The following is a 17,180-nucleotide window of genomic DNA, read 5'->3' as shown; positions in this document are numbered from 1 at the left end:
GTCAATTGCTAAGGCCATAAAAAAGCAGCGTCGAGCAATCAACGCTGCTTTTTTTATGGGTCTGTTTTATTTGCTAATGGGTTTATGCACCCAAATGATTGTCAGCGCCTTTACTATCAATGAACTCATTTACCTGTGTCAGACGCTCAGGTGTACCGACATCGATCCAATTATCAGTAATGACTTCAGCGGTGATTTGGAACTTGATCATAGCCTGTCTTAATAAAGGTCCCAATGCTGCTGGTTGCCCTGACACCAAGCCATCCATTAATCTAGGAGATATGACACTGATACCAGCAAATGTGTATTTGTCTGCATCACCAATTGCGTGTTCGCTGGCCAGACCATTATTGACAGCAAAGTCGCCACTATCATTGTGCTCAGGATTGTCAATCAATAATAAATGCGCCTGCTGGTCAGCACTCAACGTGTAATCTTTTAACTGCCTAAAATCATACGTCGTCCAAATATCGGAGTTGACCAAGATGAAAGGCTCATCTCTTAACTGACCTGCTTGCAATGCTTGAAAGATACCGCCTGCTGTCTCAAGCGGTTCATCTTCTTCAACGGACCAATGTAGGCTGACGCCATATTGAGAGCCATCGCCCAATGTGTCCATTAATTTATCGGCAAGCCATGATGCATTGATGGTGATATCAGTGATGCCTGCTGCATGCAACGCTTTGATATGCCAAACAATGAGCGGCTGTCCGCCCACTTCAACCAGTGGCTTAGGGGTTTCAAGCGTTAACGGACGTAGGCGTGTCCCTTTACCCGCAGCCAAAATCATTGCTTGCGTAATCTTAGAGGTCGATGACGTTGACATGCATATTCCTTTTTATCGTATCGTGTAAATTCTTAATCTAAACATTGAGACATAGCTCATGAGTCATCTGTATTTATCAGTATCGATTTGTCAGTACTTATATCGCAGAAAATGTGTCTTGATAAGCAGGCAAGACAACATCCCGTAGCCACTGGTTAAAAGGCGTAACGGCTTGCTGGATGTCAGCATCGCCCTGTTCAGCCAGCCAGTTTAACTCGATAACCAAATCGCGCATGACTTTGGGAATGTCAGCGAGATAGCGATCTTTGCCATCACGCTCAGATAAGCGAATGAATATGCCCAGTACCTTTAAGTGACGCTGCACACCCATGATATTCACATCATTTTCAAACTGCGCCACGCTATCCGCTGTGGTTAGCGCTGCTTGCTTTTGTAACTGCCAAAAATCGCTAATCCATTCAGATATTTGAGGCTCTGGCCATTCAACATAGGCATCACGTACCAATGACACCAAATCATAAGTATATGCACCTATGACCGCATCTTGAAAATCAATCACTCCCAAGCGTGAGTGATCCGCTTGATCTTGCATGAGATTGCGACTGTGATAATCACGATGGACGATAACTTGAGGCTGGCGCAAAATTTGTTGTATCAATATCGCTTTTAGATTGCCCCACAGTGTCTTATCAAGGGCCACACCAACGTAAGGTATAAACCACTCACTAAATAAATCCATTTCGCGATTTAGTAGTTCTTCATCATAATCTGGCAACTGGTGCTGAGCCTTTGCGGTCTCAACCGGAACCGTTTGGAGTGCAACCAATGTCTGCATGGCAAGCTGATAATGCTCATTGACCTTACTAGGTACTGCATCGACCAGTAAATGGGCAAACTCCACCGCACCAAAATCTTGTAATACCAAAAAGCCTTTTTCTACATCTTGTGCGATGAGCGTGGGTACATTGATTGCTGGGGACATCAATTTGGCAACATTGATGAACTGGCGCATGGCATCTTGTTCATCAGCAGAATCCATAACAATATAACGCGATTTTGTCATATCACTGCCGTCTGATAGCTGAAGACGATGATACTGACGTGCGCTTGCATCACCTGGCAAACTGTCAAGATTGAATGTTTTGCCAGCAAATACTTGCTGCAACCAGTGCTCTAAATGCTGAAGGCGATTGTTTGTAATGGTCATAGTCATGTTGGGCTCTAAAATTATTGGGTCAGTCAAAAAGGTATCAAAAGTTAAATATGCGTCATAAACAATTAAAGTAGTGATAAGTCGCACCAATACTTGCTAAAATAGTAACGTCTTGAGCCACAACAGATACTGTAACAATCATATTGATATATTATTCAGTATTTAGCGCTGAGCATTCTCTCAGTGACCATTAAAAAATAGCCAGTCTATACGATAAATTTTGGTAAATAGTGTAGCTGATTTGGTTTTTTTTGACTATGATTAGTCGTCATTATATGTAAAACGTCTAAATTCTTGAGATTACATTACCCATTAGGAATTTAGTAGCTGCTTATTCGTTATCGTATTGTCTTTACAATATAGAATAATTAGTAGCTATTAAACTCCGTATCGCAATCCAATAGGCTCTGCAATCATAGGTGTGCCCTTGTTATATTCTCCGCTTTACCAAAGCATTCGCTTGATTTTATTTGGTGCCCTAGGCTTATCCAGCCTCACCGTCAGTGCTGCGCTAAACGATGTCAATGCATCTTCAACAGAGCTACCAGTCACTGATAATAGTGCTGTTCATAGCCCTGACAATAGTGATTTTGATGACAATCGCTTAGATACCACTGATTTAAATGACAACAGTTTAGACAGTAGTGCTTTAGATAACAGCGATTTAAATAGCAATACTTTAGACAGCACTTTAGAAAGCAGTGCTCTGGATATCACTGATATTGAGGAAAGTAGTAACCCTCAAATAAATACTGATGCATCGCTCAGTGAGACAGACATGTCAGATTCTATGACAGGCGCGACTCAACGTGAGACTAGCGAGGAGAGTATTCAAGACAGTCTGATGCGTTTGGCAGAGTTTTATGAGCTGACCCCAGATACAGATAGTGCGAAGACACCGGCTTTGGACAGTGCGGATAAAACAGCAGATATCGAAGATGACAATACAGCTGACGACAATCAAAACGCTTTGACACCCAACTCACAAACCATTCCAAAAGTGGGTAGAGACTTACGACTGTTACCAAGCTCAATTGATAGCGCTCAACGCTGTGAAGGTCAATGGGTATATCCAAAGGGTAATCCAAACTATCAGCGCGCCGTGAATGAGGCTGGAGCAGCAAATGGTCAGCCAGCACCGAACCTCGATGGTCTTCCGAACAATCAAGCGCCTTTGTTTACAGAGTCAGACTACGGTTACTACAATAACGTCGATTATGCCGAACTCTCAGGCAACGTTATTGTCAATCAGGGTACGCAGCACATAGAAGCAGAAAAAGTCTTGGTCGATTTAAACACGGGCGTTGCTGCTGCTCAAGGCAAGGTCATGTTTACGGATCAAGCCACTGGCCAAAGACCATCTAGTAATGCTGCGAGTCATTCTCTTGAAGCGTCTCAGGGCAACTTTGGCAATAAAGCCTCTCAAGGAGGTCTCATCGGTGTTGCAGACAGCTTGGCTTACAATACTGAAACTGGACAATCAACCGCTAATGATGTGGCGTTCGCCAGTGTGGCACTACAAGCACATGGCTATGCTAAGCGTTTGAACAAGCCCAATGACAGTCAGTACGAATTGGATGAGGTGATGTTTAGCACCTGCCCGCCGACCAATCGTAAATGGCAGTTCGATGCAAAAAGCATTGATTTAGATACAGACACTGGTCGCGGTGAAGCGTACAACACAACTTTCCGTATTGCTGATGTCCCAGTATTCTATCTGCCTTATTTTAACTTTCCAATTGACAGTCGTCGCAGCAGTGGCTTCTTATTGCCAAGCGCGAGTATTGGTAGTGAAAGTGGCGTTGAGCTTGATGTGCCTTATTACTTCAATCTTGCACCCAACTACGACGCCACCCTTAATACCCACATTTATACTGATCGTAACCCCATGGTCTCAGGTGAATTCCGTTATTTAACCGAAAACTACGGCGAAGGTATTTTTAACGGCTCGTATTTACCTAATGATAGAGAATATGGCGATGAAGATCGTACCAGCTTTTTTTATGATCATTACTGGACATCTAAGGACATCCCTCGCTTGAGTGGTGATGCCAAATACAGCTATGTGTCAGATGCTGACTACCTTAATGATTTCGATACGTTGGGTTTATCAGACAGCACCATCAACTTACCACGCCGTGCTCGCGTCAATTATTACAATGACTATGTTGATGGCGAATTAAAGGTAGAAACGTTTCAGACTTTAGATGCTTTTACAGATAGCGGACAGCCATTACAAGACAAAGATAAGCCTTACTCACGATTGCCGCAGCTCAAACTTAATTATCGCCTGCCTTGGTTTGAGAATTTTGATATTACAGGTGTACAAGATTCTGCTTACTTCAAAAAGTCGATCGATGATGGCTCTGAGAATGAAAAAAGTGGTGCCCGTATTTATAACAAGCTAAGCGCCGCCTATCCAATAGAAAAATCTTGGGGCTATATTAGACCTAAGCTAAGCTTGCAGCATTTGTACACGTCTTATGATGAAGACAGTTTAGCAGACAATGATTTGAGTGATGAAGACGGTAGTCAGTCTGTATTTGTGCCGCAAGCCAGTATCGATGCGGGATTGAACTTTTATCAGGCAGGTTCACCCTTTGGCGCTTTTGATGACACCATGGGCGGCTATCGCTTACTCAGCCCGCGATTGAAATATACGTACTCCCCTTATAAAAACCAAAACGAGCTGCCTAACTTTAATACGCGTATTGCTTCTATTAACTACGAGCAGTTATTTTCGGACAGTTGGTTCTTAGGTCATGATCGCTTGCAAGATTTGCATTCGATCACTCCTGGAGTCAACTATCGTTACATCGACGCAACGGGTGTGACACGTTTTGATGGTAGCATAGCAGAGCAGTTTTATATCGATGATGGACGTGTGACCCTTGAAAACGAACAACCCGTCTTTACTTCTTCTTCTTCAGGAATGGTTTGGGACACAAGCACACAGCCCTATAATAATTTTTGGGTGGATGTCAGTGGCGCGCTTACCAATAGTTATGACTTAAATTACATCACGACTGAGCTGCGTTATCAGCCATCAGAAAACAGCTTATTTAATGTCGGTTACGTCAAACGTCAACGTGACGAAAACACAAATCAGCTACCGCTCGCTGCATTTACAGCATCAGCCGTCTTCCCTATCAATAATAGCTGGCGAATATTGGCTCAGGGCCAATATGATCATAATCGTGATAAGATGCTTGACTCGTTAGTGGGTGTTGACTATGAAGATTGCTGTTTTGGTTTTGCAGTTTATGGTCGTCGTTACTATAATGACCTAAATGTCAAAGACAAACCAACCCAAGCGATCATGGCGGAGATCAGATTAAATGGTCTTGGCAGTGGTAGCAGCCGCTTGACACGCTTATTGTCTGATAAAGTTTTGGGCTTTGAACCTGTCCAAACTGCATGGAAGGACTGATAAGTTATTCTTTGTCAGGTTAAAAAATTATTTGCATAAATATTCATAAAGTATTTTATATTACCCAGTCTGCAACCCTATTATGGACTATCCTAGCTGATACTTATCTATTGAAAGTATCAGCTAGCGTTAACCGACTACCATCCGATGTGATGACATTGATGAGGAGCATCATGAGAGTTTTTTCTTTACGTCAGACCAGCCGCGCTGTACTGCTGTCTATGAGTGCCAGTCTTGCACTGACATTGAGTGCCCACGCTGCCACCGTCAAGCCCCCTGTAGGACAAACCGCAAGCCCTGCTGAGCAAAACAGTAGCAATCGTTTGACACCAGGCAATAGCACAGATGGCATTATTGCTTTGGTCAATGAAAACGCCATTTTAAAAAGTGAATTGGTGGATGCTATCGTGCAAACCCAAGCACGTGCTCAAGCCGCTGGCGAAAACCTTCCAAATTCAGCACAGTTACAGTCGGATGTACTAAACGCTCTTATCTTACGCGAATTGCAATTGTCTATGATTAAGCGTGTTGGCTTAAATCCAGATGAAGCAGTTATCAATCAGCGTCTTGGTCAAATCGCTCAATCAGAAGGTCTCAATAGCCTATCAGAGTTGCAGCAGAGTTTGGATGCAGCACGACCTGGTAGCTATGCTGCTCTGCGTGCACAATTGATTGAGGAAGCCTCTATTCAGGCTTTACAACAGCGTCAAATCAGCAGTCGTGTTCGTATTAGCGAACAAGACATTGATGCGTTTTTGGCGTCACCTGAAGCCAAGCGTTTGAATCAAAGCGAGTATCAAACGATTCATGTACGCGTACCTTATATAGATGATTATAGCCGCCTATCAGAAGCGCAACGCAAAGAGGCGCTAAAAGTCGCCGAAGACTTACGCACCCGTTTACTTGCGCCAAACGTTAATGTTGCTGAAGCCGTTGCTGCTACCCAAAGCAGTTATCCTATCCCGTTGCAAGGCGGCGATATGGGCTTTCACAAGGCCGCTTCATTACCTACAGAGTTATCAACTGAGATTACCAAACTCGAAGTTGGCGCTGTCAGTGCACCATTAGTGACGCCTGAAGGTATCGATATCATCAAACTTGCTGACAAAAAAGAAAGCGACAAGATGCTCATACCGCAGTGGCATACTCGTCATATCTTAGTCAAAGTTGATGAACTACAAACAGATGCGCTTGCTGAACAGAAAATTAATGATCTGTATAGTCAACTGCGTAATGGCGCTGACTTCGCTGCTCTAGCTTCTACTTATTCAGATGATCCAGGATCAGCTGGTCGCGGCGGTGATCTTGATTGGGTGAGTGCAGAAGATATGGTCGGTCCGTTTGATGCAGTGATGAAAAACACGACAGTCGGTGATTATTCAGCACCTTTTAAAACTCAGTTTGGCTGGCATATCTTGAAAGTAGAAGGTAAGCGTGAGCAAGACGTGAGTACGCAATATCGTCGTAACATGGCACGTCAAGCCCTTTATCAACGTTTGGCCCCGCAAGCCAAAGAAGATTGGTTACAAGAGCTAAGAGCGGGCGCTTATATTCAGATACTTGGGTAGTCGATAGACAAACCCACGGTACTGGATTAAAAAACACCGAATCAAAAAAGGATACTTGCATGAGCAAGTATCCTTTTTATTTGCAAGCTCACTATTATAAGTGACGCATTATTTACAAGCTAAAACGATTATACAAAGAATAGCCTCGAACCTAGGGCGATTGGTTCGAGGCTATGACGCTTCATGTTGTTATTATTATTTACTCCTTTTTGACTTATCCTAAGTCACAAACAGTACACCAAAAGAACAGCGGGCTGGTCTGAACGCTTAGGGTACTGTCTCAACAATGCATCCTTGCATGTCCTTTTGTTGATGGTTTTATTGTAGTGCAATCACTATGATGCCACTAGAGGCTAAAGACCTTATTTATCGTAAGCATATGCTTACATGTTTGTAGTAAGTTTTATCCCTGTTTTACTCATCTTATTTATGATTTATAAAGCTGGACTTATATGCTCTTCCATATTCTCGTTTGAGATTTTTTTACCTTCTTTTTTGCCTTCTTCTATCTTGTGGTCGGTTTCTTTAATATCATCTGCTTCTGCCGTAGGCGCATTTTGCTTTTGTTTATGTTCTTTTTCTGGCTCGTACTGTAGTGTGGTCATCACAGGGAAATGATCGGAGCCGACCGAAGGCAGGCGTCTGATATCAACCACCGTAAAGCAGGCACTATGAAAAAGATGATCCAGTGCCCAACGTAAAAACGGATACTTGACATGAAAGGTATTGATAAAGTGTCGTCCGATACGCGGATCCAATAAGCCTGAGATACGCTGGAAGCGTCTGGTGGTCTTTGACCATGCGACGTCATTGAGATCACCTGCCAATATCGCGGTTTGCTCATTTTCTTTTATATGCTTGCCAACCATTAACAGTTCAGCATCACGAGTGGTCGATTTATCCGCCTCTGTCGGACTTGGCGGCATAGGATGTAAGCAATATAGCCATATCACGCGGCCATTGTGCAGACGCAACTGCGTATGTATAGAAGGTATATCATCAATCATCAAATACTTGACTTCAGGATCAATCAACTCAAGCTTAGAATACAAATGCATACCATACAAATTATCTAACGGTACTTTTACAGTATAAGGATAATCCGCTTCGACTTGCTGCAGTGCTTGTTCCCATTTTTTATCACTTTCTAAGGTAATAAGAATGTCAGGCTGCTTTTGCTTAACCAAATCAACCAGCTTTTGTGTCTCATCATTTGGCGTTAGTACATTTGAAACCATAATTTTAAGATGATGTGAGGTTCCCTCTGCATTACTTTTTGCAGGTTCAACTTCTTTTTTCCACAATTTGGTATAAGGCAATACCATTCTAAGCTGGAATGCTAAAGTGACACATAAAGCTGCGAACAATACCCATTGCCCCAGTTGCCACTCTGACCAAAACGCGATCATGCCAATCCAAGCGATAATACCGAGCGCCATAATCTGTATGCGTGGAAAATCTACACCGCGTACCCACCAGTTATCTAGCGGTATCCATCCCCAAATTGTTATAAATGCAATGAATCCTGCTAACCACTGTGCACCGTAATATAATAGTGAGAGATCCATAATGTGTATTAACCGTTGATTAAAATAATAGATGAGCCAATGATGATAGTCATTATTCACTCACTGACAAGCGCTTTTCTGTTCTTAATTGAACCAGCATTGTGGTTTACTTTATCATCTCAAAAGATTATCGCCTACTTATTGCGTGTTAATTATGCGATAACGGTCAGAAAATATAAAAACTATGCTTGTTTTGCTCGCTATCTCTTGAACAACTTTATAATGATTTTTAATATGGTGAGAGTGACAACAAGAGCAAATATCGGACTTACTTTAATAACTTAAAGTTATGGCAAACACAGTTAATAGTGCATGAAAAACGCGTAAAAATCATCAAAACGTCTTGCTTTTTGTGACCATTCACGGCATTGTTATTGGCTGGTAATGCAATAATTAATTGTAAATAGGATTAGATTTCATGGGTAATTTGACAGTAGGCTTGGTAGGCTGGCGCGGTATGGTTGGATCAGTATTGATACAACGTATGATTGAAGAAAAAGACTTTGAAGGTATTACGCCTGTGTTTTTTTCAACCAGCAATGCCGGTGGTGATGCACCAAAATTTGATGGTATTCAAACTGGCCAATTAAAAGACGCTCATGATATTGATGCACTAGCTGCCTGTGATGTGATTATTACCTGTCAAGGTGGAGATTATACTTCAAAAGTCCATCAGCCATTACGAGATAGCGGTTGGAATGGCTACTGGGTTGATGCCGCAAGTACGCTACGAATGAAAAACGATAGCATCATTATCCTTGATCCTGTCAATCGTACCGTGATCGATAATGCGTTGGCTGAAGGCAAAAAAGACTTTATTGGCGGTAACTGTACCGTATCATTGATGCTCATGGCCATTGGTGAGCTGTTCAATAGAGGCTGGGTAGAATGGGTCAGCGCGATGACTTACCAAGCAGCCAGCGGCTCTGGTGCAAACAACATGCGTGAGCTAATTAGTGGCATGGGTGTGTTGCATGATGCCGTCAAAGACGAGTTGGCTGATCCTGCCAGTGCCATCTTGGATATCGACAAAAAAATTGCTCAAACTCAGCGCTCAGATAGCTTTCCTAAGCAATACTTTGGGGTTCCATTGGCAGGCAGCTTGATCCCTTATATCGATGCACAGCTAGACAACAAACAGTCAAAAGAAGAGTGGAAAGGCGGCGTTGAAACCAATAAGATTCTGGGTAATTCAGACGACAATACCATTCCTATCGATGGCATGTGTGTACGTATTGGTGCGATGCGCTGTCATGCTCAAGGCCTGACCATTAAGTTGAAAAAAGACATTCCGTTAGAAGAGATTGAGGCCGCGCTAAAAAATAGCGGTAACGAATGGCTAGATTTGGTTGAAGACGATAAAGAAGCGGCCATCAACCGTTTAACACCTGTAGCGGTGACAGGGACATTGACCGTTGCCCTAGGTCGTCTGCGTAAGCTCAACATGGGCCCTGAATACCTAGGAGCCTTTACGGTTGGCGATCAGCTACTATGGGGCGCCGCTGAACCGTTACGCCGTATGCTGAATATCATTCGTGAACAAAATAGATAATTTATGACAGGCTAATTTATACAAAAAAAAGACAGCGATTGCTGTCTTTTTTTATATCGCCTCTCTCAATTAAAACTATCACAAAAAAGAATCAATTATATGTCCATGAATACAGCAAATACCCAAAATATTAACGTGCACTATTTGGGCTGATAAGCAATCAGCACTTCATTGCGACGCATAAAAGGCAACGTCCAAGGTGGGTTATAGCGTGCCAGCTCTGGTGTCCCTATTACCATGAGCTTTTGAGTTTGCATCCAAGATTTTAGCGTTTCTGTTTTTTTTGCTACTTTTTTGCTGCTTGCTAACCCTGAAAACTTAATCACACCGTAAGTCTGGGCTGGCATCTCTACAATTTTGATGTCTGGATTGTTCGGCTTTGGCAAGGTTTGCATCGTATACTTACTAGGCATGGTAAATTGTACACGCCATTTGTCGTCATCTTGTTGCATACTGACTGGTACAGTCATGGCAATTTTTTGTGATATGGCCTCATTTTGATTGTCAGACTGCATCGTAACAGGTGCGGTCATACTTATTTTACTGCTCTCTCCACTTGGTGCTGTATTATTACCAAAAATATAATCGGCTAGAATTTTAAACCCCTGACGACTGGCCGTATCTTGGTCGCCGCTTACCCATGTTTGAGCCACCAGCTGTGCATCATAATGGCGCAATTCAAAGTCATCTATTTGTGATAACACCGTGTAGTTTGGCTCTTCAATAGCCATAGTTTCTCCTGATATCAATAATAAACTGCTCAGCAATAAGTAAGATGCCCTAGTCATCTCGTGTCTCCAGCATATACATATAGCAGTACATTTTTATGATTATTACCCTCTCACCCATTTTTACTTTACCAACGACTCTATCGTAATGTCTGTATCTTTTGGTTATAGCAAAGCGCTAGTGCCCGAAACTTTAATGCTTATAGTCAACATTATAAAAATCTTATGGTGTCAATTGTCTATGCAAACAGCGTCTATTAAGCTTTACTATAGTTCCGCTTTATTTTCTATCAACCTAACCATCAGTATCTCGTATATCCCAAAACATCCATGTCCAAAAAAACAGCCAATGGTGCTATAATTGGCGCTATTTTCATAGCTTAGATAGCGGTCATCATATGCAATTTGTCTTACATAAAACAGCTAGCGGTGCAACGCGTGCACGCCGTGGTACGGTTCATCTCAATCATGGCGATGTACAAACGCCTGCCTTTATGCCTGTTGGCACTTATGGCACGGTCAAAGGCATGCTACCACGCGATATCGAAGCGATTGGTGCCGATATCATTTTAGGTAATACCTTTCATTTATGGTTGCGTCCAGGCACGGAAGTGATCGACAAATTTGGTGGTTTGCACAAATTCATGCATTGGGATAAGCCTATTTTGACAGATTCAGGCGGCTTCCAAGTATTTAGTCTTGGAGCAATGCGCAAAATCACTGAAGAAGGAGTCAATTTTAAGTCTCCTATCGATGGTGCTAAGATTTTCTTGTCTCCAGAAAAATCTATGCAAATTCAGTACAGCTTAAACTCTGACATCGTTATGCAGTTTGATGAGTGTACGCCGTATCCAGCCACTCACGATGAAGCCAAAAAATCTTTAGAGCTATCACTACGCTGGGGACAGCGCTGTATTGATGAGCATAATAGACTGGGCAGTACCAATGCCCTATTTGGTATTGTCCAAGGCAGTATGTATCCTGATCTGCGTCAGCAATCACTTGAAGGTCTGCTCGATATTGGCTTTGATGGTTATGCCATCGGTGGTCTATCCGTTGGTGAGCCAAAAGAAGAGATGATAGATGTCCTAGATTATCTTCCTGATGATATGCCAGCAGATAAGCCGCGCTATCTGATGGGCGTTGGTAAACCTGAGGATTTGGTTGAAGGCGTACGCCGCGGTGTTGACATGTTTGATTGTGTCATGCCAACTCGTAATGCGCGTAATGGTCATTATTTTGTGACGGGCGATACAGATAATGCTGGTGTGGTACGTATTCGCAATAGCCAATATCGTAACGACGAAGGCCCACTAGACCCTGAATGTGACTGCTATACTTGCCAAAACTTTAGCCGTGCTTATCTTTATCATCTGAATAAGTGTAAAGAGATGCTGGGCGCACAGTTGGCAACCATTCACAACTTGCGCTACTACCAACGCTTGATGCAAGGTATCAGAGACGCCATCGAACAAGATAACTTTGATGCATTCGTTAGTGAGTTTTATAGCAAACGTGGTCAAACCGTTCCTGAATTAAACCTTCGTTGATATCAGTAGAACTAAATAACTGCTTTATTTAGACTATTTAATAAGAAAAATGCCAGTCAGCTTTCACTGATTGGCATTTTTTATAATAGTCAAAACCTTAAAGACATTAAAGTCTTTAGTAGACTAAACTTTACAAGTTATCATCTGGTACTTGATCCATTGGAATATCAGGATTGTTGCGCAGGTGTATGATGGCAGAAATTAAGCCACCCCATATCAGTACCATTGAGATAATCATAAAAATAATAGCTGAAGTGCTCATAATAAATTCCTATTGAAATGTTAATCTATCTGCTAACTATCTAGCGCGCATCATCAATGGCACGAGCTCTATTATCTTCTTCATCATGGATACCTTTCATACGACTTAATATGAATGCCCCTAGACCAAAGAATACGACTACGCCCCAACCAAACAGCAATAGAATCGTTGAAGAGTAACCTTCATAAGGTGTTTTGACTAAGTCAATAAACTTAAGACCTAAAGCAATAGTCAGTACAGTTGGCGTAATAACGGTCAACATAAAGACCCAAGCGCCACCTAACTTGACACTAGAGATACGATTGCTATGCGCCAATAAACCTGGGATTTTCTTACGGTGAAACCAAGTAACTAAAACAATTGACATCAAACCACCAGCAACGATACCGATATTATTTGCAAAATGATCTATCACATCCACTAGTACTAATGAGCTACCAGTAGAGAAAGCAGAAATAGATATCAACGCACATACGCCGCATATGATAGCAACAGCTTTTTTGCGTGACCAATCAAACTTACCTTGAAAAGCAGAGATAGGTACTTCAAGAATACTGATTAATGAGCTAATACCAGCCACTACCAAAGAACCAAAGAATAAGAAACCAACGAAATCACCGCTGGCGCCCATAGTAGAGATGATCTTAGGGAAGACGAAGAATGCAAGTCCAACACCGCCACTAGCCACTTCAGACACGTCTTGACCTGTCGACATCGCCATAAAACCAATTGCAGCAAAAATACCAATACCCGCCATAAGCTCAAATGAAGAGTTAGCAAAACCAACTACCAATCCTGCACCTGTTAGGTTTGTATTTTTCTGTAGGTATGAGGCATAAGTGACCATGATACCAAAACCTACTGATAATGAGAAAAACACATGACCATAAGCTGCTAACCAAACATTAGGATCACTCATTCTCGTCCAATTTGGCTCAAAGAAAGCATTTAAACCAATGACCGCACCTGGCAGAGTAATCGCTTTAAATACCATAACGCCAAATAATACCAGCAATAATGGCAAACAAATTTTGTTGGCAAGCTCAACACCCTTACGAATGCCACCAAACATAATCAATATGGCTAACGCCCAAACAATGACCAAGCCTATAAACATTTGGGGTACAAATACTGAGGTTAAGTCACCAGTATGCTTGACAAAGTCACTGACGAAAAAGTTTGTGGTGTCTTCGCCCCACTTTTGACCAAACGAGAAAAACATGTAACTGCCGGCCCATACAATGACAGCCGCGTAATAAACCGCAATCACAAAAGAGACGAGCGTTTGCCACCAGCCCACAAACTGACCAGAAGGTGCCAGTTTCTTATAAGCACGAGGGGCTGCAGCGCGATACTTATGCCCAATGATATAATCTAAAAATAATAATGGAATACCTGCGGTCAATAACGCAATGAGGTAAGGCACCATAAATGCCCCACCACCATTATCATAAGCAACATATGGAAAGCGCCATATGTTCCCCAATCCCACAGCTGAACCGACAGCGGCTACAATAAATCCAGTTCGACTGGACCAATTTTCCCTTTGCTCTGCCATACAACACTCCTAAAATTTAATTGTAATTCCCTTTAAGTTATCAAACTCAGTTAAAGACAGATACTTAAAGAGACTACACAAGCTATTGGTTAAAATACGTTACTAGAATCTAACTGTATATGATTAGGAAGTTTCTGCTAAGCGACTAAAAAAGTCAAGTAATTATAAACATAAAAAGCCATAACATTTGGTTATGGCTTTTTGATACTTTAGCAGAAATTGATAATATTTTAGCTGATTAGAACCCTAATAAGCTCTAGATTTTTGAATAAAAAGCGAGCATCGGTTTAACGTACGACACCGCGCCGGCTTTTCTCTAATGAGTTAATTATTAATTGAATTTTTGGCTCTTTTGGTAGTAACTCACTATTCAACACTTCAAGTGCTTGGACGGTTGTTAAGCCTGATCTAAAGATTGTGCGGTATGCTTGACGTAAGATATCGATGGTATCCTGTGACCAACCTTTACGACGCATGCCTTCGATGTTAAGACCATGTGCTTTTGCAGGATTCCCTGATACCATCGTAAAGGCTGCAACATCTTTTAGAATCAAACTGGCACCGCCAATCAAGCTGTAATCATCAACCGTACAGAACTGATGAATCCCTGAGTTACCACCAATGATGGTATGGTCGCCAATTGTTACATGTCCTGCCACGCCAACGTTATTAGCCAACACATTATGGTCACCAATCACGCAGTCATGAGCCACATGCGTATTTACCATCAATAAATTATGACTACCGATTTTGGTAAGCTCACTGTCTTGCGCTGTACCACGGTGTAAGCTACAAGCCTCGCGAATAGTATTATGATCACCAATCTCAAGCCATGTGCGTTCACCTGCATATTTTAGGTCTTGTGGATCTTCACCAATGCTTGCAAATTGGTAAACTTGATTGTGCTGTCCGATACGGGTGAGTTTGGTCACAACCACATGCCGATGCAAAACTGTATGGGCGCCAATCGTTACCTCATCACCGACGATACAGTATGGACCAATGATAGCAGTCTCATCGATTTGAGCGGACGGTGAGATGAGTGCTGTTGGATGAATCTGACTCATAATATGGACCTTTGTATCAGTTTATGCGAATAAATAGTAAAGCGAATATAACCGTTCTGGCTTCGTCAGCCAAAAAAAGTGTCGTAAAGGTACAGCATCATAGTAAATAACAATGTTTGTTGTCTATTTTGATGTGCTTTTTAGACACTTTTGCTAATCATAGATAAGTAGCAATCCGTACTATTGCTCTTGACGTGCGATCATTATCTGCGCGCTAGCCGCCAGCTCATCCCCAACATGAACGGTACAATCAAACTTATAAATACCACGCTTTTGCATGACTGATTTGGCACGAATGGTCAGCTGATCGCCAGGAATCACACGACGTTTAAAACGAACCTTATCCACGCCTGCAAACAGATACAAATACCCATCTTCTGATGTCAGCCCTGCACTGATAAATCCAAGAACGCCTGATACCTGAGCCATCGACTCAACCATCAATACGCCTGGCATAATTGGCTCATCAGGAAAATGACCATTAAAAAACTCTTCGTTAATTGTCACATTCTTAATACCAGTAATGCTTTCTCCAGGCGTACAATCGATAATTCTATCCACCAATAAAAAAGGATAGCGATGCGGCAAGTAATGCTTCAGAGTGTGATAGGTTAATGGCAGCGTGAGCCCCTGCTCAGCCAAACTTTTTACATTATTATCAATTGAACTATCTGTATCAGTGCTGCTCATAATGGCATTTCCTTGCAATGTTTTAAATCTTTAAAACGTATTTGTGTTTTTGTTAATCACGACCAAGCTTACGGAAACGAACCGCAGCTCGTCGCCACTCAGTGGTCGGCATAGCAACCGTCCCAGAAGAGTATGAACCAGACTTTTTAATGGATTTGGTGACCATTGTCATACCAGATAAAATGACATCATCTACTATTTCGATATGGCCTGTGATACCGACGTCTCCGCCAATAATACAGCGCTTACCTATACTCGTACTTCCTGCGATACCTGTCTGTGCTGCAATAGCAGTACCATCACCAATGCGTACGTTGTGTCCAATTTGTACCAAGTTATCGATAATCACATGACTGCCGATGACCGTATCATCGATAGCACCGCGATCAATACAGGTATTACTGCCGATGCGCACATGATCCCCAATCACCACACGTCCAAGCTGAGCAATACGCTCCCAGCCCGCAGTACTAGGGTCTCTCGTAGGTGCAAAGCCAAATCCTTCAGAGCCGATACTCACGTTCGCGTGTAACCTGACATGATTTCCAATAATGCTACCGTACCCAATAACTACGTGAGACTTGATGACACAGTTGTGACCAATCTTTGTATTGTCTTCAACCACCACATGAGCATCAATTGAGCTGCCTGCCCCAATGTGTACGTTATCACCAATCACGCAAAAAGCGCCAATATTGACTTGCTCAGCAATCACTGCACTTTCAGAAATCACCGCACTTGGGTGAATGCCATTAAACAGTGACTCACGAGCAAACAGCTGACTGGCACCAGCATAGGCTAAATATGGATTCGCCACGACCAACGCAATTGCTGTGTGTGGCACTTGGTCAAGGTATTCGGCAGTAACCAATACTGCACCTGCTTGACTATTCGCTAGACTCGAAATGTAGTTAGGATCTGCTAAAAAACTTAATTGTTTATGAGTTGCAGTGGTTAAACTACCAACGCTATCAAATGCTTGATGTAATTGCTCAGCATTTATATCAGCTTTATTAACAATAGGCTGACGCTGCTCAATTCGAGTGATAAGTTGCTCAATCGTTATCATAGTTGCTATTAATATATTATGAATATGGCAATCGCCAAGCTGAAAAATCATCTTGGCGATCTATTTATATTTAATAGAGACTTCGCTCTTTTAAACCTTCTATATTGTTCATCAAACCAGCATAGACAATAATGGCAA

At 42.2% G+C, this 17,180-nt stretch carries 13 protein-coding genes; 4 read left to right on the top strand and 9 right to left on the bottom strand.

The window, feature by feature from the left end:
* Positions 1 to 82 precede the first annotated feature (82 nt).
* The gene (gene murU, locus CZ794_RS08210; RefSeq protein WP_087041128.1) at positions 83 to 826 is read right to left on the bottom strand and encodes an N-acetylmuramate alpha-1-phosphate uridylyltransferase MurU; all 744 of its coding nucleotides are present in this window, start codon (positions 824 to 826) and stop codon (positions 83 to 85) included.
* Positions 827 to 923: 97 nt separating this feature from the next.
* Positions 924 to 2,000, bottom strand: a complete 1,077-nt coding sequence (locus CZ794_RS08205; protein WP_087041127.1) for an aminoglycoside phosphotransferase family protein — start codon at positions 1,998 to 2,000, stop codon at positions 924 to 926.
* 427 nt (positions 2,001 to 2,427) lie between these two features.
* Here CZ794_RS08205 and CZ794_RS08200 point away from each other — a divergent pair, with 427 nt between their 5' ends.
* A complete protein-coding gene (locus CZ794_RS08200; protein ID WP_087041126.1) occupies positions 2,428 to 5,430 on the top strand; it encodes an LPS-assembly protein LptD in 3,003 nt (1,000 codons plus the stop codon).
* Positions 5,431 to 5,603: 173 nt separating this feature from the next.
* Complete coding sequence (locus CZ794_RS08195) at positions 5,604 to 6,998, top strand: peptidylprolyl isomerase (protein ID WP_087041125.1); 1,395 nt, start codon at positions 5,604 to 5,606, stop codon at positions 6,996 to 6,998.
* Positions 6,999 to 7,432: 434 nt separating this feature from the next.
* Here CZ794_RS08195 and CZ794_RS08190 read toward each other — a convergent pair whose 3' ends face one another.
* Positions 7,433 to 8,566: an endonuclease/exonuclease/phosphatase family protein gene (locus tag CZ794_RS08190; protein ID WP_179207277.1), complete on the bottom strand. Its 1,134-nt coding sequence runs from the start codon at positions 8,564 to 8,566 to the stop codon at positions 7,433 to 7,435.
* A 418-nt stretch (positions 8,567 to 8,984) separates the two neighbouring features.
* Between CZ794_RS08190 and asd the strand changes: the two genes are divergently transcribed.
* Positions 8,985 to 10,118: an aspartate-semialdehyde dehydrogenase gene (asd, locus tag CZ794_RS08185; protein ID WP_087041124.1), complete on the top strand. Its 1,134-nt coding sequence runs from the start codon at positions 8,985 to 8,987 to the stop codon at positions 10,116 to 10,118.
* A gap of 140 nt (positions 10,119 to 10,258) precedes the next feature.
* Here the strand turns inward: asd and CZ794_RS08180 are convergent, their stop codons facing one another.
* Positions 10,259 to 10,849 (bottom strand): heme-binding protein, encoded by a 591-nt coding sequence (locus CZ794_RS08180; RefSeq protein ID WP_256958925.1) that lies wholly within the window; start codon positions 10,847 to 10,849, stop codon positions 10,259 to 10,261.
* Positions 10,850 to 11,244: 395 nt separating this feature from the next.
* On the opposite strand from CZ794_RS08180, the gene tgt reads away from it, so the two are divergent.
* Positions 11,245 to 12,396: a tRNA guanosine(34) transglycosylase Tgt gene (gene tgt / locus CZ794_RS08175; RefSeq protein WP_087041122.1), complete on the top strand. Its 1,152-nt coding sequence runs from the start codon at positions 11,245 to 11,247 to the stop codon at positions 12,394 to 12,396.
* Positions 12,397 to 12,526: 130 nt separating this feature from the next.
* On the opposite strand, the gene CZ794_RS08170 is transcribed toward tgt, so the two are convergent.
* From CZ794_RS08170 to lpxD, 5 genes are all read right to left on the bottom strand, one after another.
* Positions 12,527 to 12,658 carry a methionine/alanine import family NSS transporter small subunit gene (locus tag CZ794_RS08170; RefSeq protein WP_087041121.1) on the bottom strand — a complete coding sequence of 44 codons (132 nt, stop codon included), beginning with the start codon at positions 12,656 to 12,658 and terminating at the stop codon, positions 12,527 to 12,529.
* A 40-nt stretch (positions 12,659 to 12,698) separates the two neighbouring features.
* The gene (locus CZ794_RS08165) at positions 12,699 to 14,216 is read right to left on the bottom strand and encodes a sodium-dependent transporter (RefSeq protein WP_087041120.1); all 1,518 of its coding nucleotides are present in this window, start codon (positions 14,214 to 14,216) and stop codon (positions 12,699 to 12,701) included.
* A 287-nt stretch (positions 14,217 to 14,503) separates the two neighbouring features.
* The gene (lpxA, locus tag CZ794_RS08160; protein WP_087041119.1) at positions 14,504 to 15,283 is read right to left on the bottom strand and encodes an acyl-ACP--UDP-N-acetylglucosamine O-acyltransferase; all 780 of its coding nucleotides are present in this window, start codon (positions 15,281 to 15,283) and stop codon (positions 14,504 to 14,506) included.
* 180 nt (positions 15,284 to 15,463) lie between these two features.
* Positions 15,464 to 15,973, bottom strand: a complete 510-nt coding sequence (fabZ, locus tag CZ794_RS08155) for a 3-hydroxyacyl-ACP dehydratase FabZ (RefSeq protein WP_087041118.1) — start codon at positions 15,971 to 15,973, stop codon at positions 15,464 to 15,466.
* A gap of 52 nt (positions 15,974 to 16,025) precedes the next feature.
* Entirely contained in the window at positions 16,026 to 17,042 is a 1,017-nt protein-coding gene (gene lpxD / locus CZ794_RS08150) for a UDP-3-O-(3-hydroxymyristoyl)glucosamine N-acyltransferase (RefSeq protein ID WP_087041654.1), read from the bottom strand.
* Positions 17,043 to 17,180 lie beyond the last annotated feature (138 nt).

The sequence above is a fragment of the Psychrobacter sp. JB385 genome, assembly GCF_900163785.1.
Classification (GTDB): domain Bacteria; phylum Pseudomonadota; class Gammaproteobacteria; order Pseudomonadales; family Moraxellaceae; genus Psychrobacter.
This window is presented reverse-complemented; position numbering and strand designations above follow the sequence as displayed.

What these genes read in the sequence shown, in the direction of transcription:
- murU (WP_087041128.1), bottom strand. Translation starts at nt 826, where the DNA reads ATGTCAACGTCATCGACCTCTAAGATTACGCAAGCAATGATTTTGGCT.
- CZ794_RS08205 (WP_087041127.1), bottom strand. Translation starts at nt 2,000, where the DNA reads ATGACTATGACCATTACAAACAATCGCCTTCAGCATTTAGAGCACTGG.
- CZ794_RS08195 (WP_087041125.1), top strand. Translation starts at nt 5,604, where the DNA reads ATGAGAGTTTTTTCTTTACGTCAGACCAGCCGCGCTGTACTGCTGTCT.
- CZ794_RS08190 (WP_179207277.1), bottom strand. Translation starts at nt 8,566, where the DNA reads ATGGATCTCTCACTATTATATTACGGTGCACAGTGGTTAGCAGGATTC.
- asd (WP_087041124.1), top strand. Translation starts at nt 8,985, where the DNA reads ATGGGTAATTTGACAGTAGGCTTGGTAGGCTGGCGCGGTATGGTTGGA.
- CZ794_RS08180 (WP_256958925.1), bottom strand. Translation starts at nt 10,849, where the DNA reads ATGGCTATTGAAGAGCCAAACTACACGGTGTTATCACAAATAGATGAC.
- tgt (WP_087041122.1), top strand. Translation starts at nt 11,245, where the DNA reads ATGCAATTTGTCTTACATAAAACAGCTAGCGGTGCAACGCGTGCACGC.
- CZ794_RS08170 (WP_087041121.1), bottom strand. Translation starts at nt 12,658, where the DNA reads ATGAGCACTTCAGCTATTATTTTTATGATTATCTCAATGGTACTGATA.
- CZ794_RS08165 (WP_087041120.1), bottom strand. Translation starts at nt 14,216, where the DNA reads ATGGCAGAGCAAAGGGAAAATTGGTCCAGTCGAACTGGATTTATTGTA.
- lpxA (WP_087041119.1), bottom strand. Translation starts at nt 15,283, where the DNA reads ATGAGTCAGATTCATCCAACAGCACTCATCTCACCGTCCGCTCAAATC.
- fabZ (WP_087041118.1), bottom strand. Translation starts at nt 15,973, where the DNA reads ATGAGCAGCACTGATACAGATAGTTCAATTGATAATAATGTAAAAAGT.
- lpxD (WP_087041654.1), bottom strand. Translation starts at nt 17,042, where the DNA reads ATGATAACGATTGAGCAACTTATCACTCGAATTGAGCAGCGTCAGCCT.